Annotated in this window: 21 protein-coding genes; 15 read left to right on the top strand and 6 right to left on the bottom strand. The window is 55.6% G+C overall.

The window, feature by feature from the left end; translation table 11 throughout:
- Positions 1-151: 151 nt before the first annotated feature.
- The 3 genes from AC07P6_RS03420 to AC07P6_RS03410 form a co-directional block, all read right to left on the bottom strand.
- Positions 152-1,192, bottom strand: a complete 1,041-nt coding sequence (locus tag AC07P6_RS03420; RefSeq protein ID WP_478315649.1) for a permease — start codon at positions 1,190-1,192, stop codon at positions 152-154.
- A gap of 46 nt (positions 1,193-1,238) precedes the next feature.
- Positions 1,239-1,883, bottom strand: coding sequence for an NAD(P)H-binding protein (locus AC07P6_RS03415; protein ID WP_478315648.1), 645 nt, complete (start codon positions 1,881-1,883; stop codon positions 1,239-1,241).
- Between the two features lie 90 nt (positions 1,884-1,973).
- Positions 1,974-2,411, bottom strand: a complete 438-nt coding sequence (locus AC07P6_RS03410) for a YhbP family protein (RefSeq protein ID WP_182235045.1) — start codon at positions 2,409-2,411, stop codon at positions 1,974-1,976.
- Between the two features lie 55 nt (positions 2,412-2,466).
- Here AC07P6_RS03410 and AC07P6_RS03405 point away from each other — a divergent pair, with 55 nt between their 5' ends.
- Entirely contained in the window at positions 2,467-2,751 is a 285-nt protein-coding gene (locus tag AC07P6_RS03405) for a GIY-YIG nuclease family protein (protein ID WP_110272894.1), read from the top strand.
- On the opposite strand, the gene AC07P6_RS03400 is transcribed toward AC07P6_RS03405, so the two are convergent.
- Positions 2,738-3,241 (bottom strand): GNAT family N-acetyltransferase, encoded by a 504-nt coding sequence (locus AC07P6_RS03400; RefSeq protein WP_181484746.1) that lies wholly within the window; start codon positions 3,239-3,241, stop codon positions 2,738-2,740. The two genes, AC07P6_RS03405 and AC07P6_RS03400, sit on opposite strands and share 14 nt — an antisense overlap.
- Entirely contained in the window at positions 3,235-3,759 is a 525-nt protein-coding gene (gene ubiT, locus AC07P6_RS03395; RefSeq protein WP_112213587.1) for a ubiquinone anaerobic biosynthesis accessory factor UbiT, read from the bottom strand. Before ubiT ends, AC07P6_RS03400 begins: the two co-directional genes overlap by 7 nt.
- Before the next feature lie 221 nt (positions 3,760-3,980).
- On the opposite strand from ubiT, the gene ubiU reads away from it, so the two are divergent.
- From ubiU to AC07P6_RS03380, 3 genes are all read left to right on the top strand, one after another.
- Positions 3,981-4,976, top strand: coding sequence for a ubiquinone anaerobic biosynthesis protein UbiU (ubiU, locus tag AC07P6_RS03390; protein WP_049014787.1), 996 nt, complete (start codon positions 3,981-3,983; stop codon positions 4,974-4,976).
- An 8-nt stretch (positions 4,977-4,984) separates the two neighbouring features.
- Positions 4,985-5,863: a U32 family peptidase gene (locus AC07P6_RS03385; protein WP_478315647.1), complete on the top strand. Its 879-nt coding sequence runs from the start codon at positions 4,985-4,987 to the stop codon at positions 5,861-5,863.
- 143 nt (positions 5,864-6,006) lie between these two features.
- Complete coding sequence (locus AC07P6_RS03380; protein WP_112213585.1) at positions 6,007-7,014, top strand: luciferase-like monooxygenase; 1,008 nt, start codon at positions 6,007-6,009, stop codon at positions 7,012-7,014.
- A 43-nt stretch (positions 7,015-7,057) separates the two neighbouring features.
- On the opposite strand, the gene AC07P6_RS03375 is transcribed toward AC07P6_RS03380, so the two are convergent.
- Entirely contained in the window at positions 7,058-7,768 is a 711-nt protein-coding gene (locus AC07P6_RS03375) for a L,D-transpeptidase family protein (RefSeq protein ID WP_478315645.1), read from the bottom strand.
- A gap of 555 nt (positions 7,769-8,323) precedes the next feature.
- On the opposite strand from AC07P6_RS03375, the gene AC07P6_RS03370 reads away from it, so the two are divergent.
- From AC07P6_RS03370 to madM, 11 genes are all read left to right on the top strand, one after another.
- The gene (locus AC07P6_RS03370) at positions 8,324-9,214 is read left to right on the top strand and encodes a triphosphoribosyl-dephospho-CoA synthase (protein ID WP_478315643.1); all 891 of its coding nucleotides are present in this window, start codon (positions 8,324-8,326) and stop codon (positions 9,212-9,214) included.
- 154 nt (positions 9,215-9,368) lie between these two features.
- Positions 9,369-10,577, top strand: coding sequence for a Na+-transporting malonate decarboxylase, carboxybiotin decarboxylase subunit (gene madB, locus AC07P6_RS03365; protein WP_110272887.1), 1,209 nt, complete (start codon positions 9,369-9,371; stop codon positions 10,575-10,577).
- A gap of 13 nt (positions 10,578-10,590) precedes the next feature.
- A complete protein-coding gene (mdcA, locus tag AC07P6_RS03360; RefSeq protein WP_434661360.1) occupies positions 10,591-12,258 on the top strand; it encodes a malonate decarboxylase subunit alpha in 1,668 nt (555 codons plus the stop codon).
- 11 nt (positions 12,259-12,269) lie between these two features.
- Positions 12,270-12,602 (top strand): malonate decarboxylase acyl carrier protein, encoded by a 333-nt coding sequence (mdcC, locus tag AC07P6_RS03355; RefSeq protein WP_110272885.1) that lies wholly within the window; start codon positions 12,270-12,272, stop codon positions 12,600-12,602.
- The gene (locus tag AC07P6_RS03350) at positions 12,595-13,524 is read left to right on the top strand and encodes a biotin-independent malonate decarboxylase subunit beta (RefSeq protein WP_478315642.1); all 930 of its coding nucleotides are present in this window, start codon (positions 12,595-12,597) and stop codon (positions 13,522-13,524) included. The genes mdcC and AC07P6_RS03350 overlap by 8 nt, the downstream gene beginning before the upstream one ends.
- Positions 13,524-14,405, top strand: a complete 882-nt coding sequence (gene mdcE, locus AC07P6_RS03345; RefSeq protein ID WP_478316933.1) for a biotin-independent malonate decarboxylase subunit gamma — start codon at positions 13,524-13,526, stop codon at positions 14,403-14,405. Before AC07P6_RS03350 ends, mdcE begins: the two co-directional genes overlap by 1 nt.
- Before the next feature lie 18 nt (positions 14,406-14,423).
- Complete coding sequence (locus AC07P6_RS03340) at positions 14,424-15,527, top strand: acyl carrier protein (protein WP_478315641.1); 1,104 nt, start codon at positions 14,424-14,426, stop codon at positions 15,525-15,527.
- Entirely contained in the window at positions 15,524-16,210 is a 687-nt protein-coding gene (mdcG, locus tag AC07P6_RS03335) for a malonate decarboxylase holo-[acyl-carrier-protein] synthase (RefSeq protein WP_478315640.1), read from the top strand. The genes AC07P6_RS03340 and mdcG overlap by 4 nt, the downstream gene beginning before the upstream one ends.
- 20 nt (positions 16,211-16,230) lie before the next feature.
- Positions 16,231-16,449, top strand: coding sequence for an acyl-CoA carboxylase biotin carboxyl carrier protein subunit (locus tag AC07P6_RS03330; RefSeq protein WP_478315639.1), 219 nt, complete (start codon positions 16,231-16,233; stop codon positions 16,447-16,449).
- A 266-nt stretch (positions 16,450-16,715) separates the two neighbouring features.
- On the top strand, positions 16,716-17,111 hold the full coding sequence (gene madL, locus AC07P6_RS03325; protein WP_478315637.1) for a malonate transporter subunit MadL: 396 nt from the start codon (positions 16,716-16,718) through the stop codon (positions 17,109-17,111).
- Positions 17,111-17,881 (top strand): malonate transporter subunit MadM, encoded by a 771-nt coding sequence (gene madM / locus AC07P6_RS03320; RefSeq protein ID WP_478315636.1) that lies wholly within the window; start codon positions 17,111-17,113, stop codon positions 17,879-17,881. Before madL ends, madM begins: the two co-directional genes overlap by 1 nt.
- The last annotated feature ends 15 nt before the right edge of the window (positions 17,882-17,896 follow it).

The following is a 17,896-nucleotide window of genomic DNA, read 5'->3' as shown; positions in this document are numbered from 1 at the left end:
AATGCATCCCGGCTGGCGCTACGCACCGCCTCCGGGATGCCACATCCAATGCGGCTTCTGATTATCTCCCCGGTGCGGCTGACGCCTTACCGGGGCTACTAGTTCATCATCGTCTACTGTCACGTAGCCCGCGCCGCCTCCGGGAAAACCATCAGATTAATGCCAGCCCGCCGACCACCGCGCCGCATAGCGCCACCAATCCACCGGTCAACCACAGCGCCTTCGCCGGAAACGCTTTACGCAGCATAATCAATGACGGCACGCTAACCGCAGGCAGTGTGATGAGCAGCGCCAGCGCGGGCGCGACGCCCATTCCCGCCAGCATCATGGTCTGAACGATAGGGATCTCCGCCGCCGTCGGGATAACAAACAGGCAGCCCGCAATCGCCATCGCTATCACCCAGAACAGCGTATTATCAACGACGCCATCGGCATGCGGGAATAGCCACACCCGTGCGGCTCCCAGCACCAGCACCGCCAGGATATAGACCGGGATCGTATTCCAGAACAGCGTCCACAGTGCACGCAGCCAGCGGCTGAAGAAACCATCCTGCGTCGTTTCCATCGGCAACTCAGGTACCTTAGAGGGCTGCGTCGCCGCCTCTTTTACCCATTTCTGCACCAGCGTTGCCACCACCAGCACGGTCGCCAACCCGGCGACTAACCGAATCAATGCAAACTGCCAGCCCAGCACAAAGCCCATAAACACCAGGGTCGCGGGATTGAGCAACGGGTTACCCATCCAGAATGCCAGCGCGCCGCCCATAGAAACCTGCTGTTTACGCATTCCCGCCGCCACCGGCGCGGCGCAGCAGGTGCACATCATACCAGGCAGCGAAAAGACCGCCCCAAGCAACGTACCGCGAAAACGTGATTGTCCTAGCGTGCGTAGCAGCCAGTCGCGGGGAATCAGCACCTGAATTAATGACCCCAGCAGAACACCTAATACCGCCGCTTTCCATACTGCAAGGAAATAAACTAGCGCGTAGTTCCAGGCCGCATGTAAGGGGTTGGCATCGCTATTGGCAAGAATAGATTTGCCGATGCTGTGCGTCTCGGCCGCAGTAAATGCTTTACCGTAATAGGGCTGCCATTTGACGAACCACAGGCCGATGATAACAACGAGAAAAAAGAGTGCGGGTTTCCACCATTGAAACGATGATGCCGCCTGAGATGAAGACTGACCAGCCATAGCATTCCCCAGCAAAGAGTGAGCTTATAAATTGAAGCGCTGAATACTACGCCTCGCGGGCAGCGATTTCACGCAGTTTTGCTGATGGCAGAATGGTGACGCCTTCTGCTGAGGGATTAAGGGCTTCAGCGAGCATTGCTCGCGCGACGTCACGGGCATCGATTGACTTCCAGTTGCCCGGCAGCAGGCGAAAAAGCGGAGCCAACACCACTTCATTGCCCCGCTTCTTCTGACGATCCCCAAGCAGCATGGAGGGACGGGCAAAGGTTAGCCGCGGCCATACCTGGGCACGCAGAGCCTGTTCCATCTCGCCCTTGACGCGATTGTAGAAAAACATTGAATGCGGATCGGCCCCCATCGCGCTAACCACCAACATATGCTTCGCGCCCAGACGAAGCCCGGTCAGCGCAGTATCGACCACCAGCGTATAATCAGCATGAATAAATGCCTCTTTACTGCCCGCCTCCCGCAGCGTCGTTCCCAGGCAGCAAAAAACGATATCCACCGGATCGACAACCTGCGCCAGCGCGTCACTTAATTGCGGATCGTGCGGATTGAGAATTCCTTGTGCATCAGCTAGCGGACGACGGGTTGGCGCAGTTATCGCGGCGATTCGCGGCTCCTGAACCAACATTCGAAGTAAGTGCCCACCAACCAGGCCGGTAGCCCCGGTTATCAGTACCTGAGTCATTATTGCTCCTTCAGCTAACCCGTCATTCAACAGCGGACGGCTTAGCGAAAGTATGTCGTAAACGGAGGGATCTGCACGCCAAAGCGGAGGTTACTGAGCTGGAGAATCACGCAGCCAGTATAACTTCTTACCGAAGCCGAGCGTGTTATCGGTAAACTTAAGCTCATCGGGACGAATCTCCCACACCGGGGCCGATAGCATGCGAGCTACCGGGAAGCGGCTGACGTAGCGCTTGCGCATCGCCACGGCTTCTTCACCTGCCAGCAGGCGGATTTCACCTTTAAACTGCACGCCGCGGATCAGCGCGACGGTTTTCGGCTGACCATTGACCGTCCCGGCCACTTTGGCACGCACTCCGGTCATTTGACCATGGCGCGTCTTTTCATCGCTGAGCAGATAAAAAGCGACCGTTTCCGGGTCATAAACGTAAAAGGCATTGGCGCACCACAGCTCGTCATCGCGGGTGACGCACCAGGTCACGACATGCTGCTTGCCCAGCCAGCGGCTGATAGCGGCGAGCGTATCCATCTTTACTCTCCAGTATGTTATGGTGCTCACACCTTAACATAGCGACCTTGGTACCGTGTGCTGGTTTCTCTATCTGATTCGTACTGCCGATAATCGGCTCTATACCGGAATTACCACCGATGTTTCGCGCCGCTTTTGCCAGCACCAGGATGGCAAGGGAGCGAAAGCGTTGCGGGGAAAAGGAGAGCTTCAGCTGGCTTTTAGTCAGGAAGTTGGTGAACACTCACTAGCACTGCGGCTGGAGTATCGAATCAAGCAGCTAACGAAGCGCCAGAAAGAACGCCTCGTTGCTGGAGATGGTTCGTTTGAGACTCTGCTGGAGGGTCTCAGAAGCGGTTAAAGTGATCGCTATACTCAACCAGTCCGTGCACGCCTTCCAGCGCGTCATCGGCCAGGCGATGGACCTGGAAAGCCTCGGCGGTATCCGGCCAGCGGCAGCGCAGGTCAAAATTAGCGGCGGCTTCAAAGCCCAGGCGACCATACAGCGCCGGGTCGCCAAGCGTTACCACGGCGGCATAGCCAAACTCATTGAGTGAATCCAGCCCTTCGTAAACCAGCTGACGCCCAATGCCCTGACCACGGTAGCTTTCATCCACCGCCAACGGTGCAAGACCAACCCACTGTAGCTCTTCGCCTTCAACGGCGACCGGGCTAAAGGCCACATAGCCCACGACCTGACCTTCGTCATCCGTCGCCACCACGCCCAGCGTGATCAGGCCATCTTCACGCAGACTGTGCACCAGATCGGCTTCCGCATCGCTGCCGAAGGTGCGACGCAATAACGCGTCGATTCCCGGTGCATCAATCCCAATCTCTACTCGAATCAGCATGCCTCACCTACCGATGTCTGTTCAGGTTTCCGCGGGCCTTTCAGGCCAGCTTCAACAAAATCCGCCAGCTGTAGCAGCATCACGCGCAGCGCTTTTGGCATCTGCTCCAGCTCAATGGCATCCATCAGGTTTTTTACATACAGCCCCAGCTCGGTATCGCCTTCGATAACCAGCCGACGCTGGAAGAACAGCGTATCCGGATCCTGCTTACGCGCAGCAATCATCAGCAGATCGCTGGCATCGGCGCTGAAGCTGACGTCAGCTTCAGCCGTAGGACTCACCACCAGACGGCCGTCAACAACCGAGGTATACCACAGCAGGCCGATATCACGCACATTAATACTTAACCAGCGCCCCTCGAGAAAATCCAGTTCCCCATCCGCCAGCGCCTGACGAAACTGCCAGCTTAATACTTGTTCCAGCACCTGGCGCTTGAGGGCAAAAGGCGCCAGCTTAACCGGCACGCTCATCATTGACGGGCCAAAGTGAACCAGTTTGGAACGCAGTTTATCCAACACAAGCTTTACTCCATGAATGCAATAGTTCCTCTATTGTGCCATATCAAATAAACGACATAGCGGCGTAAATCAACAAAATCACAATGTCGGGTACCTGGTATTGATTCCGCCAATACGCTTTTAACTGCCTCAAATCAAAAATTGTCACCAGAAGGTTAACTAAAATCCCTGCTCATTAACCATCCAGCGTCCCTGACGGGCCGCGTTTTTCAGGAAAAATTATGGAGCTGCTCTGCCCAGCCGGTAACCTTCCGGCGCTTAAGGCGGCCATCGAAAACGGCGCCGATGCCGTCTATATCGGGCTGAAAGATGACACCAACGCTCGCCACTTTGCCGGCCTTAATTTCACCGAAAAGAAACTGCAGGAAGCCGTCAGCTTTGTGCATCAGCATCGCCGTAAGCTGCATATTGCCATCAACACCTTTGCTCATCCTGATGGCTATGCCCGCTGGCAGCGTGCAGTCGACATGGCAGCCCAACTCGGGGCCGACGCGCTAATCCTCGCCGATATCGCAATGCTGGAGTACGCCGCCGAGCGCTATCCGCATATTGAGCGACACGTCTCCGTTCAGGCCTCGGCCACCAACGAAGAGGCAGTGAAGTTTTATCATCGCAATTTTGACGTTGCCCGCGTGGTGCTGCCGCGCGTCCTGTCGATTCATCAGGTCAAACAACTGGCGCGCGCCACGCCGGTACCGCTGGAGGTTTTCGCTTTCGGTAGCCTGTGCATCATGGCGGAAGGCCGCTGCTATCTCTCCTCATACCTGACCGGTGAATCACCAAATACCGTCGGCGCCTGCTCACCCGCGCGTTTCGTTCGCTGGCAGCAAACACCGCAAGGGCTGGAATCACGTCTTAACGAAGTGCTGATAGACCGCTATCAGGATGGTGAAAATGCCGGTTATCCGACGCTGTGTAAAGGCCGTTATCTGGTCGACGGCGAGCGCTATCACGCACTGGAAGAGCCCACCAGCCTGAATACCCTCGAGCTGCTGCCGGAACTAATGGCAGCAAATATCGCCTCAGTGAAAATCGAAGGCCGCCAGCGCAGCCCGGCGTACGTCACCCAGGTGGCAAAAGTCTGGCGTCAAGCGATCGACCGCTGCAAAGCCGATCCGCAGAACTTCGTGCCGCAATCAGCGTGGATGGAAACCCTCGGTTCCATGTCCGAAGGGACGCAAACCACCCTTGGCGCTTATCACCGTAAATGGCAGTGAGAACAGCAATGAAATATTCATTAGGGCCAGTGCTCTACTACTGGTCAAAAGAGACGCTGGAAGATTTTTACCAGCAGGCGGCAGGCTCCAGCGCGGATACGATTTATCTCGGCGAAGCGGTATGCAGCAAACGCCGTGCCACCAAGGTCGGCGACTGGATCGAGATGGCGAAAACGCTGGCGAGCAGCGGCAAACAGGTGGTGCTTTCCACCCTCGCGCTGGTCCAGGCCTCCTCTGAACTGGGCGAACTGAAGCGCTATGTCGATAACGGCGAATTTCTGATTGAAGCCAGCGACCTTGGCGTCGTCAACCTGTGCGCAGAGCGTAAGCTGCCGTTCGTCGCCGGCCATGCGCTCAACTGCTATAACGCCGTCACCCTGCGTCTACTGCTCAAGCAAGGGATGGTGCGCTGGTGCATGCCGGTTGAGCTTTCCCGCGACTGGCTGGCGAATCTGCTGACCCAGTGCGACGAGCTGGGCATTCGCAACCAGTTCGAGGTTGAGGTCCTGAGCTACGGCCATCTGCCGCTGGCCTACTCCGCCCGCTGCTTTACCGCCCGCTCGGAAGACCGGCCAAAAGACGAATGCGAAACCTGCTGTATCAAATACCCCAATGGGCGCGACGTGCTCTCGCAGGAGAACCAGCAGGTGTTCGTGCTCAACGGCATTCAGACCATGAGCGGCTACGTCTACAACCTCGGGAATGAGCTGAGCACCATGAACGGGCTGGTGGATATGGTTCGCCTGTCGCCGCTGGGCAACGAAACCTTCGCGATGCTGGACGCCTTCCGCGCCAATGAAAATGGCGCAGCGCCGCTGCCGCTGACGGCGAACAGCGACTGCAACGGTTACTGGCGACGCCTCGCCGGGCTGGAATTACAGAGCTGATATACCGCTCACTTTGTTAATGGCTATCGCTGCTTTTTAATGCACTATTAAAGTCGCAGCTTTTCTGGCCGGTGCATCCCGGATGCGCCAGGCTGGAAGAAGACCTTCAATCTGATGACGATGCTGTTGCAAAGTGAGCCTTTATGACTGACAAATCTATTCCGTTCTCGGTGCTCGATCTGGCGCCGATCCCGCAAGGTTCTTCCGCCAAGGAAGCCTTTTCCCATTCATTAGACCTGGCGCAGCTGGCTGAAAAACGCGGCTATCACCGCTACTGGCTGGCAGAGCACCATAATATGGTTGGTATCGCCAGCGCCGCGACCTCGGTACTGATTGGCTATCTTGCCGCTAATACCACCACCCTACATTTAGGCTCCGGTGGGGTAATGCTGCCCAACCATTCGCCACTGGTGATTGCTGAGCAGTTCGGCACGCTCAACACGCTCTATCCCGGACGTATCGATCTTGGTCTTGGCCGCGCGCCGGGCAGCGATCAGCCCACCATGCGCGCGCTGCGTCGCCATATGAGCGGTGATGTTGATAACTTCCCGCGCGATGTCGCGGAGCTGGTGGATTGGTTTGACGCTCGCGATCCGAATCCGCACGTGCGCCCGGTTCCCGGTTATGGCGAGAAGATCCCGGTCTGGCTGCTTGGTTCCAGCCTGTACAGCGCTCAGTTAGCAGCCCAGCTTGGCCTGCCGTTCGCCTTCGCCTCGCACTTCGCGCCGGATATGCTCTTCCAGGCCCTGCATCTCTATCGCTCTCATTTCAAACCGTCGGAACGGTTAGAGAAGCCGTACGCCATGGTGTGCATTAACATTATTGCTGCCGACAGCGACAGAGATGCGGAATTCCTGTTCACCTCGATGCAACAGGCGTTTGTTAAACTACGCCGCGGCGAAGCCGGACAGCTGCCACCTCCGGTGCAAAATATGCATCAGCTGTGGTCTGCCTCTGAACAATATGGCGTCCAGCAGGCGCTGAGCATGTCGCTGGTGGGTGATAAGGCGAAAATCCGCCACGGGCTGGAGTCCATCCTGCGAGAAACTCAGGCCGATGAAATCATGGTCAACGGCCAAATCTTCGATAATCAGGCACGCCTGCATTCATTTGATTTGGCGATGCAGGTGAAAGAAGAGCTTCTCGGGTAAGGCTATTCGGAAGGCGGCGGCATACTTTTGCCCCGCCTGAACGTTACAGTGCAGAGATGGTATAACGCCGATTCACCACCCGGATTTCAGGTATCTGGCGATATTTCTCAAAATAATCGTACACCGGTTTTAACGAACGCCAAAACGTCGCTTCCGGCCAGTCCGCAGCACGCTGCATATTCTGCTCCGTCATGGCGAACGGAAAAATATAAACCGGAATAGTTTTCTGCCCGCTGTTCAACGCCTGCGCCGCCAGGCTATAGATCTCTTCAATTCCGGCATCGGTCATCGCGTAGCAACCCGCCGAAACGCAGTTTCCGTGAACCATAATAAAACTGCCGGTAAACCCGTTAGCCCGGTCATAAGCGTTAGGGTAACCAATGTTAAAGGACAAGTGATAACGACTGTTAGGGTTCAGCAGCGCTTTGGTCGTGGCGTAAAACCCCTCCGGGCTTTTGCCATCTCCTTCGGCCTTTTTCGGCCCCAGCCCGCCGGACCATGCGCAGATGATCCAGGTCTTATAGAGTTCATAGGGTTGCCCATCCCTACTGAACCACATTTCCAGTTTATCTTCCGCCTTCAGAATACGCACAAACAGGCGATCGCCGGGATGAATCGTTTTTTTGACCGTTGATGCTGAACTTGTCGTCTCCTGCGGCAGGAAGATTGCCGTTTCACTCCTCTCGGGCGACTTGCGCCAGGCAAGCAACGTAATGACAATCGCAACAGCAATAATAAAAATAATCTTCTTCATTATTCACTACACATCCCTGTATGTCGTATCCGGACCGCGTTGTATAACATCCAGAAATCTACACATCAATCCGCGCCCCGTGAAATTCAGACACCACCAGGGAAGAAAAGCGGAAGTTCCGTTGCGCGCTGTTTCCCGGAGGCGATGCTGCGCATCTGTCCGGGCTACAGGCCCCGCAAATCCGAACACACAACGCCGCTGTATCCGGTCCGGCACACTCCCTACAGGATGGTTTCAGATACAAACATCGCCCGATATTAAATAACCCACGATAACGTTTCACTCTTATTTAATTATCATAAACATTAAACATAAGTAACAAATTCACTCACACATAATAAAATGTAACGCCACCGAAAGCGTGAAGCGGGCTGCATTTTCTCTTGTCGCAAATGACAAATTGTGACCGCCCTCATTCTTATCACTCCATTTCCCTCTTCTGGTTACGTTGAGCGTAATTACGTTACCCCGAGCGTAATTGTTCTCTAAAAATAGCAATGTTACTTTCTCTCTTGCTTTATTTCCCATAAATGAACGCGCAGAAAGAGAAACGCCATGAGCCAACCAACCGTCAATGCAATAAGGATCGGTGAGTGCTTATTAAAAGCACTGTTAATGGAGGTCTGCGCCTGGCCGAAACCGGGCCTGGTGACGCCGCATTCTCAAGGTGCGCATAACGATATGGATATCTGGCTGTTTATTACCAGCACCTCGGCCATTGCCCCCTGTTTTCAAGCTTGCGCGCAGGCCGGAGAATATCATCAGGGCTCGCTGGCTGATCTATTTCCCAAGGTACGTCTTATCGGAATTCAATACGAAGCCACGCTGCTGCAATCTACCCGACAGGTAAATACCCAGCGCGGCATTCTCTTTGCCGGGGCTATTCTGGCCGCCGCCGCTGGTTGGCTAAAAGGCCAGAACCAACCGCTTACTCGCGAGTCATTAAGCCAGTGCGTCGCCGGTCTGTGCCTCGATCTCTGCCGCAATGATTTCGCCGCGCTCGCCCATCGTTCAGCACAAACCCACGGCGAGAAACTATACCTGGAATTTGGTGTGACCGGCGTGCGCGGCGAGGCGGAACAGGGCTTTCCGCTGGTCTGCCATATCGGGCTTCCTGCTCTACATCAGGCACTCTCTCTGGGGTTTAGCTGGCGTGAAGCGCTGATCCATACGCTACTCGCGCTGATGGCGCGCTGCGATGATACGACGGTGATTTCGCGCGCGGGCCATCACGCCCTGGATGAAATGAAACAACGTGCGCAGCGTCTGGTGAACCAGGGAGGAATGAGCCATCCCGGTATCGAACATGAGCTTAACGAATTTAATGCATGGTGCCTGGACAAATGGGTCAGCCCAGGCGGGTCAGCAGACTTATTAGCACTGAGCCTGGCCATGTATTTTCTTTGTCATCAATCGCATGAGGATCCTACAAAGGAAGAAATATGAGTATCTATTTATATACGTTATTAACTTATGGCATGACGATTGTTATTTCGTTTGCCGTTGTCGGAATAATTGTAGGTGTTAATAGAGTAATGAATAAGCTGAATATCACCGACGACTAACACGCCCCTATTTTGCGTTATCAGGAATATATTTTATGGATATCTTTGTTAAGCTCTTTTCGGGCATCGGCACCTTTTTTATTGAAGACCCCAAAATAGCGATCGCGCGAATATTACTTATCATTCTGGGCTTTGCCCTGGCATGGATGGGTTTTCGTCGTAAGCTTGAACCGCTGATTATGGTGCCAATGGGCTTAGGCATGATTGCCGTCAACGCCGGGGTACTGTTTCTCGCTGACGGGCAAACCGGGACCTTAATTCTCGACCCGATGATCAGCGACCCAACCGATTTAGTGAACCTGATGCAGATTAACTTCCTGCAGCCGGTGTACAACTTAACCTTCAGCAACGGCCTGATTGCCTGCATCGTTTTCTTCGGCATCGGCGCAATGAGCGACATCAGTTTTATTCTGCTCCGCCCCTGGGCCAGTATCGTTGTGGCGCTGTTCGCCGAAGCGGGTACCTTTGCCGCACTGCTGCTGGGCATTGAAGTCTTTGGCCTCCCCGCCAATGAAGCGGCCTCTATTGCGACCATCGGCGGTGCCGACGGCCCGATGGTGCTCTTCGCCTCGCTGATTCTGGCACCGAATCTGTTTGTTCCTATCGCCATCATCGCCTACTTATATCTGAGCCTGACCTATGCCGGTTACCCGTATCTGGTGCGCCTGCTGGTGCCGAAAAAGTACCTCGGGATGGAAGTGGATATTGAGTATCCGACGGTGTCGAAAAAGGCGAAGTTCATCTTCACCGTTTGCGCCTGCCTGCTACTGTGCCTGCTGTTGCCGGTCGCCGCCCCGCTGATCCTTTCGTTCTTCCTTGGGATCGCTATTAAAGAAGCCGAGATCGAACCGTTCCAGAAGCTGCTTGAATCCACCCTGACCTACACCGCAACGCTGTTCCTTGGCCTGCTGCTCGGCACGCTGTGCGAAGCGCAAACCATTCTTGACCCGAAAGTCGGCATCATCCTGATCCTCGGTATCGGCGCGCTGGCTATCTCAGCAATTAGCGCCCTGCTTGGCGGCTGGTTTATCTGGCTTATCTCGAAAGGACGCTACAACCCGGCTATCGGTATCGCGGGGGTTTCGTGCCTGCCGACCACCGCCAAAATCGCACAGAAAGAAGTCAGCCATGAAAACCCTTACGCCGTCATTCTGCCGCTGGCAATGGGCGCGGGCGTCAGTGGCCTGATTGTGTCGGCCATCGCCACCGGGGTCTTTATCTCCACGCTATTCCTTCTGAAATAAGGGAGTTAAAAACATGCTTAAAGAGCACAACTGGCATCAACTTAAGGATGATACGGTGCAGCGCCTGAACCTTCTGGCTCCGTATTTCCGTGATGGGAAGATTATCGATTCCGGTGATACCGTCGCCGCGCTGGAAGCGGTTATCCGAAGTTTTGATCGCGTGAATATTGAGGGCAACAACCAGAAGCAGGCGGATTTTCTCGCCGAGTGTCTGTGTAAAGTAGATGTGGAAAAGATCTCCGGGCTACATATGGTGCAGTCGTCGGTGCCGCTCAGTTCACACCTCGATCTGTTCGAGAAAGGCATCGCTGAAAAGCTCGATTTCGCCTATGCCGGACCGCAGGATGGGCGTCTGGCGCAGCTTATCCAGCAGGGCAAAATCAAGCTCGGGGCGATCCATACCTATCTGGAACTGTTCAGCCGCTATTTTGTCGATCTCACGCCGCGAGTTTCGCTGATCACGGCGTTTGAAGCGGACAAAGACGGCAACCTCTACACCGGCTTCAACACCGAAGATACGCCAGTGATCGCCGAAGCGACTCACTTCCGCCAGGGGATCGTTATCGCCCAGGTGAATAAGATCGTCGATAAAGTGCCGCGCGTCGATATTCCCGGCGACTGGGTGAATGCGGTTATCGAAGCGCCGCGTCCATTCTACGTCGAGCCGCTATTCACCCGCGATCCAGCGCTGATCACCGATACCCACGTACTGATGGCGATGATGGCGCTTAAGGGTATCTATGCCGAATACGGCGTTGAGCGTATTAACCACGGCATCGGCTTCTTCACCTCCGCTATTGAACTGCTGCTGCCGACCTACGGCGAAGAGTTGGGGCTAAAAGGCAAAGTCTGTACTCACATGGTACTGAACCCGCATCCGACGCTGATCCCGGCGATCGAAAGCGGATGGATCCAGTCGGTACACTGCTTCGGCGGCGAGCTGGGAATGGAAAAATACGTCGCTGAGCGCCCGGACGTGTTTTACATCGGTCAGGACGGCACCCTGCGCTCTAACCGCGCCTTCGCCCAGGCCGCCGGACACTACGCGCTGGATATGTTTATCGGCGGCACCCTGCAAATCGACAAGTACGGCAACAGCAGCACCGCCACCGCCAGCCGCGTTTCCGGTTTTGGCGGCGCGCCGAATATGGGCTGCGATGCCAAAGGCCGCCGCCACGTCACCCAATCCTGGCTTAAGTGCGGCGAAGAGTTCAAGGCCACCCAGCAGCAGTTGATTGGCGATATGCCGCGCGGCAAGCGCCTTGTAGTGCAGATGCAGGAGACCTTCCGCGAGAAGCGCCAGCCTGCTTTCGTCGACAAACTGGACGCCTGGGAACTGGCGGAAAAAGCCGGTCTCGCCCTACCGCCGGTGATGGTTTACGCCGATGACGTCACCCACGTGCTCACCGAAGAGGGGCTAGCCCACCTGCATCGCTGCGAAGGGTTGGAACAGCGGATGGCGGCAATTCGCGCCGTAGCGGGATACACCGATATCGGCCTTGCCGCCGATCCGGTGCAAACGCAAGCGCTACGCGACGCCGGTATTGTGCAAACGCCGGAAGATTTAGGCATCGACAGACGCCGCGCCAACCGCCAGATGCTGGCGGCGAAGAGTATTCGTGATTTGGTCGAGTGGTCCGGCGGTCTGTACAACCCTCCTGCTCGATTCCGTAACTGGTAAGGGAATAGCAAATGGCTCTACATCAAATATCACAGCATTTCAGCGGCAAAAGCGACCGTCCGTCCCTGCCGCAAACCGTGCACTGCGGCATCGTGGGCTCCGGCGATCTGGAAGTTTTGCTGGAACCCAAAGCCCTGGCAGGCGGAATCGACATCAGCATTTGTACGCCGGTCACCGGGTTCGACGCTATCTGGGAAATCGTCCTCACCCGTTTTCTCGATAACGGTCCGTTGGGCGATATGCAGGTCAGCATCAACGATAACAACGCGACGCCTGCGGTCGTGGCGTTACGAATTCAACAAGCATTACAACAGGCCATGCCGGGAGAAAACCATTATGAGTGACCTGCGTTTTCTGGAAGCCAGCGCTCGCGTTCGCGCCGAAGGGCTGGTGGATAAAGGCACATTTACCGAGCTTATCGGCCCGGCGGCAAAGCAGGTCAGCCCGCATCTGCCGGTGCTGGGCGAAGCCGTGGAGTTCGATGACGGCGTGGTTACCGGCATTGGCCTGCTCGGCCAGCATCCGGCCATCGTTATCTCGCAAGAAGGACGCTTTATCGGCGGCTCCGTCGGCGAAGTGGGCGGCGCGAAGATGGTCGGCGCACTGATGCTGGCCGACGAACTGGCAGCGCAGACCCGCGACCTGGCACGTCGTCCAATTGTGCTTATCTCCTTTGAAACTGGCGGCGTGCGCCTGCATGAAGCCAACGCCGGTTTGCTCGCTCATGCCGAGTGTATGGATATGCTGCAAACCCTGCGCGGTCGCGTACCGGTAGTGGCGCTGATCGGCAGCAAAATCGGCTGCTTCGGCGGTATGGGCTTTGTCGCCGCCGCGACGGACCTGATCGTCATGAGCGAATCAGGCCGCCTCGGGCTGACCGGGCCGGAAGTTATCGAGCAGGAGATGGGCCGCAGCGAGTTCGACGCTTCTGACCGTGCACTGGTGTTCCGCACTACCGGCGGCAAGCACAAATACATCGTCGGCGACTGCAATTACCTGATTGCCGACTCGCTGGATGCCTTCCACCAGCAGGCTGCGCAAATTGCCGATTTATCCTGGCCCGATATTGAAGCAATGCGCCGAATTGGCAGCGAGGTAAAAGTCCGCGCACAGATGGCACTGACGCAGAAAATCAGCGAGCTTGCGCCGACCGACGCACGCGACGTCTGGGCGGCGGCGGGAAATCCTGCCCCGCAATCACTGGTTGATATGAGCCTGGAGACCTTCCTGAGCAATGTCCAACGCCTGTCCGTGGAGGAAGCATGATGGAAAATTTACTCGGTCAGGGGCGTGTGGCCATCGACCTGGTTGTCGATGAAGGCAGCTTTGCCGAAAACGCGCTGGCGGAACTCAACCTGCCCTGCGACGACTACGGCCCCGGTGCCGTTGTCGGCAGCGCACGCATCAACGGTGAAATCTGCACGGTGATCGCCAACGACGCCATGACCTTCAATCCGCGCTTCCCGGTCGTTTACGCGGGGATCATCGGTCTGGAAGAGGGCTACAAAATGGCGCTGGCGGTCTACCGCACGCTGGCGATGGATAAAGACAAACCTGCTGGCGAAAAACGCCCGCTGGTGCTGATTGTCGATACTCCGGGGAACGGGCCAGGCAAACTGGAAGAGATTATCGGCATGAATAAAGCGACCGGCGCGTATCAGCTGGCGCTGGCCGAAGCGCGTCATGCCGGGCATCCGATTATCGCTATGGTAATTGGCCGCGCCATTAGCGGCGCGTTTCTGTGCCACGGCCTGCAGGCCGACCATATCCTCAGCCTGACCTCAGAATTCGGCACCATGATTCACGTTATGCCACTAAGCAGCATCGCCCGTATTACGCGTCAGGATGTGGAACGCCTGAGCGAACTCTCCCGCAGCAACCCGGTCTTTGCGGCAGGTCCTGAGTTCTTCTGGCAACTGGGCGGCGTGGAGGAGTTAATCAAAACCATCCCGGCGATGAGAGAGGCAATTGTTCGGCATATTGGCGATGTGCGCCGGCAAAAACAGGACGTGGGTATTCAGGCCACCGGCCCGCAGGGCCGCGGGCTCTCCGGCGAAGAGCGTGGCGGCAGAAAAATGCGTGGCGTCATTCTGGCGCAGATGCACGATGAATATCAGCAAGTGGCGGCGCGTTATCTGCCCGACTGATATAGGGGGAAAAGTAATATGAACGATCCCATCGCCACGCTCGAATGGCTGGTCCAGGCGCAGCCCGGTATTCCTTCATTTGAAGAGATGCCGCGCCGGACGCTGAACGACAAAGGCATTGCCGGCCCGACAGCGGCGCACGTTATTGAAGAGATCCATACGCCGCTCAACCTGGCGCTGGTCACCTTCACTACCGGCAGCAGCGCGTTTCAGAATATCGTCGGCGTCACGCACAGCGAGCTAACGCTGCGCGCCGCCGCCGGAAAACGGGCGCTGGCGATATGCGGCATAGCCCCAGGGCAAAATATGCTGGTGACCTATCCGCCGCTGGTCAACGTGTTTACTCGCCAGGCGCTGGACGAGAACGGCCTTCACTGGTCGTTTTTATCCCGCTCCTGCCGGGATGCGCTGCTTATCGCCCTGTGCCAGCAGTCGCCGGACGTGGTGGTGGGAGAGTCCTCATTTTTACGCGCTACCCTGGAGCAGGCGCTGAAGATGGATCTGGCGGACAGGTTGCCGAAAAAGCTGACGCTGATAACGGCGGGAACGCCGTTGGATGAAGAGCTGGTTCCGCTGGCGGCTTCGCTGGGCTATGCGCTGCACGATATTTATGGCTGTCAGGAGTTCGGCTGGCTGGTGCTTGATGGCGTCCCGCTACGCGAGGATATTTCGCTGGTCCACGCTCCGCAGGGTGGCGACTGGCGGGAGGTCGTGGTGGGCGGTTTGCCAACTGGCGACAGTTTTCCCCTCGCTGTAAGCGGGCATCTTTGCAATCCGCAGGGGAAAATCCAGACCTGGAAACGCCAGCGCACCACGCCGGAGTACGACATGGTGGTGATGGCAACCACTGCGCAAAGTCGGGAGATAGTTGAACGCACAGCGCGGACGATCTTGCGCATCAAGGGGCGAATTTGTCACGTCTCGACGCAGTTGAAAACCGAAGCTGGTGCAACGCATATCCGGCTCTGGCCAAAAATGATCCCCGGCGAATGTACTGCAGGAGTCGCGCCTGTCGATATTATCGGCCCGCAGGCAACGGCCCAGTTCGACGCTCTGCTACAGGCACAACGGGATTTGCAGCAGCAGGCGAAAAACGATCCGGCGTGGTGTAAAGCACGATGATGCCCCTGCAACGGCATACCCTGTGCTGGCTGGAACCTTCGGCGCTGGATGCTATTGCGGCACGGCTCGAGAGTACATTCAGCAAGCTTCCAGCCGAGATTCGGCGACAAGTTCGGGAATGTCTGTTGAGCGGGTCGCTGCCGGGGATTGTGCGTCGTGGCGAACGGCATGAAGGGCTGACTCCACTGGGCTTTTGTTTCCCTCTGCGCTGGCAAGAGCGGCGTTTACGTCTGGCTACGGAGGTGGCGTCATCGGCAATAACGCGTACCTCAACGCCAGAGCAAACGGCCTCGCTCTCGGTCGCCAGACGCACTGATGCGATACGTGCATTTAATGCTTTAGCTCAGGGGTGGCGCTGGCCGGAAATTCAGCTCGGGGTATGGGGGTCGGTGGCACTGGAAATCGTTACCCCATGGCAATGGACTGATGCTCATTCCGATCTGGATATTCGTCTTGTTCCCAGCTCGTTGATGGGCCTTAACGAATGCTGGGCCAGCGTATGCAATATAGAACGGCAATTTCAGTTACGTATCGATGGCGAGATGTGTTTATCCGATGGATACGCCATCAATATCAAAGAATGGTTCAGTGGAAGCTCAACTCTGCTGGCTAAAGGTGAGAATGATGTTCAATTAATATCGCGACAACAGATCGCGGCAGCAATGAGAACATCTTTCCGTTAAATATATCAAAGGAAATTAATATGTCAGAAGTTAAATCAAAAGTCCCGGGCGTGGTTGATGAAGTGAAAGCGGCAGCAGGGGATAAAATCGAAAAAGGCCAGGTGGTTATTGTGCTGGAAGCGATGAAAATGAAGATGCCTGTTGCTTCACCAGAGAGCGGAATATTAAAAACGCTCGCGGTTAATGCGGGAGACCGCATCAACTCAGGCATGGTATTATTTGAAATCGTTGCAGAGTAAAGTGAGTTAGTACGCATTTAATTAAAAAACAATGCGACATTCTATTGTGAGATTATTTCTATGTTAATGTCATATCAGTAAGCGCTTCGCTTGCTGATATGATAGATCATAGTGACTGAGAAAAATTGTGTTCTTATGAATGTCTGCAAATAAAAATCGCTATGCTAAAAGCCGCTGGTTTATTTTCTTATCATTTCCCCAATGCGGGTATCATCAAACCGCTTTGTGTTATTCGCTTTTAGTATGGATAGACAAAGAGAAACATCATGATTATTTACGGATTGATGTTAATGGGATTGTGCATGTTCGCCGGATTAATCATCGGCGATCTTCTGGGCCTGCTGCTGGGTATTTCGGCCAATATCGGCGGTATTGGCTTTGCCATGTTATTTCTGGTAGTCGCTTCGCAGAAGCTGGCGGAAAAAGGATTACTATCTAAACCGGCTGAACAAGGAGTCGGTTTCTGGAATGCAATGTATATCCCGATAGTTGTCGCCATGTCCGCAAACCAGAACGTTATTGCCGCGCTCAAAGGCGGTCCGGTTGCGCTCATTGCAGGCCTGGGTGCCGTTTTCATTGGCTTCCTGCTGATTAAACCGTTAAGCAAAATCGGCGGTCGTGGCGTTCAGGGAAGTTCCGCCGTTAGTGAGGAATGCAAATAATGGAGCAGATTACAAAGATTCTTACCGGTAACTTCACCAGCAACGGCTTGATTACCGCCTTTGTCGTGGTGGGGATTGTGTGCTGGGCCGCAAGCTGGATCTCTACGCACCTGCTTCGCGGCAAGATTCATAGTTCGGCTATCGCGATCGTCGCCGGGCTACTGTTGGCGTGGCTTGGCGGGGAACTGACCGGCGGTAAAAAGGGCATTGCCGACATCAGCCTCTTCAGCGGTATTGCACTGATGGGTGGCGGCATGTTCCGCGATTTCGCCATCATCTCTACCGCCTTCGGCGTAAAGCTTGAAGAGCTGAAAAAAGCCGGGATTGCAGGCGCGCTGGCATTGGTTATCTCAACCGTGCTCTCTTTTTACCTTGGCGCAATTGTCGCATGGGCTTTTGGCTATACGGATGCGATCAGTATGGCGACCATCGGTGCCGGAGCCGTGACCTTTATCGTTGGCCCAGTGACTGGCGCAGCGCTCGGCGCGAGCTCTGATGTTATTGCACTTAGCATCGCCGCTGGTGTCATTAAATCCATTGCCGTCATGATCTTAACGCCGCTGGTAGCGAAAGCCGCAGGTTTAAATTCACCAGCCGCCGCCATTGTTTACGGCGGATTAATGGGTTCCACCAGCGGCGTTGCCGCAGGTCTGGCCGCGACCGACCCCAAACTGGTTCCCTATGGCGCGATGACGGCGACGTTTTATACCGGGCTCGGATGTCTGCTGGCGCCATCAGCTCTCTATCTCTCTTTAACCCCCTTCTTTTAATAACACACGCCTGCT

The organism is Klebsiella sp. GFKo11 (assembly GCF_056490265.1).
Note: the sequence above shows the minus strand (reverse complement) of the source record. Positions and strands in the feature narration are given on the sequence as shown.

Bases quoted from the DNA above. Each gene is read 5' to 3' on its own strand.
- AC07P6_RS03420 (WP_478315649.1), bottom strand. From the start codon at position 1,192: ATGGCTGGTCAGTCTTCATCTCAGGCGGCATCATCGTTTCAATGGTGG.
- AC07P6_RS03415 (WP_478315648.1), bottom strand. From the start codon at position 1,883: ATGACTCAGGTACTGATAACCGGGGCTACCGGCCTGGTTGGTGGGCAC.
- AC07P6_RS03410 (WP_182235045.1), bottom strand. From the start codon at position 2,411: ATGGATACGCTCGCCGCTATCAGCCGCTGGCTGGGCAAGCAGCATGTC.
- AC07P6_RS03400 (WP_181484746.1), bottom strand. From the start codon at position 3,241: ATGCTGATTCGAGTAGAGATTGGGATTGATGCACCGGGAATCGACGCG.
- ubiU (WP_049014787.1), top strand. From the start codon at position 3,981: ATGGAGCTGCTCTGCCCAGCCGGTAACCTTCCGGCGCTTAAGGCGGCC.
- AC07P6_RS03385 (WP_478315647.1), top strand. From the start codon at position 4,985: ATGAAATATTCATTAGGGCCAGTGCTCTACTACTGGTCAAAAGAGACG.
- AC07P6_RS03380 (WP_112213585.1), top strand. From the start codon at position 6,007: ATGACTGACAAATCTATTCCGTTCTCGGTGCTCGATCTGGCGCCGATC.
- AC07P6_RS03375 (WP_478315645.1), bottom strand. From the start codon at position 7,768: ATGAAGAAGATTATTTTTATTATTGCTGTTGCGATTGTCATTACGTTG.
- AC07P6_RS03370 (WP_478315643.1), top strand. From the start codon at position 8,324: ATGAGCCAACCAACCGTCAATGCAATAAGGATCGGTGAGTGCTTATTA.
- madB (WP_110272887.1), top strand. From the start codon at position 9,369: ATGGATATCTTTGTTAAGCTCTTTTCGGGCATCGGCACCTTTTTTATT.
- mdcA (WP_434661360.1), top strand. From the start codon at position 10,591: ATGCTTAAAGAGCACAACTGGCATCAACTTAAGGATGATACGGTGCAG.
- mdcC (WP_110272885.1), top strand. From the start codon at position 12,270: ATGGCTCTACATCAAATATCACAGCATTTCAGCGGCAAAAGCGACCGT.
- AC07P6_RS03350 (WP_478315642.1), top strand. From the start codon at position 12,595: ATGAGTGACCTGCGTTTTCTGGAAGCCAGCGCTCGCGTTCGCGCCGAA.
- mdcE (WP_478316933.1), top strand. From the start codon at position 13,524: ATGGAAAATTTACTCGGTCAGGGGCGTGTGGCCATCGACCTGGTTGTC.
- AC07P6_RS03340 (WP_478315641.1), top strand. From the start codon at position 14,424: ATGAACGATCCCATCGCCACGCTCGAATGGCTGGTCCAGGCGCAGCCC.
- mdcG (WP_478315640.1), top strand. From the start codon at position 15,524: ATGATGCCCCTGCAACGGCATACCCTGTGCTGGCTGGAACCTTCGGCG.
- AC07P6_RS03330 (WP_478315639.1), top strand. From the start codon at position 16,231: ATGTCAGAAGTTAAATCAAAAGTCCCGGGCGTGGTTGATGAAGTGAAA.
- madL (WP_478315637.1), top strand. From the start codon at position 16,716: ATGATTATTTACGGATTGATGTTAATGGGATTGTGCATGTTCGCCGGA.
- madM (WP_478315636.1), top strand. From the start codon at position 17,111: ATGGAGCAGATTACAAAGATTCTTACCGGTAACTTCACCAGCAACGGC.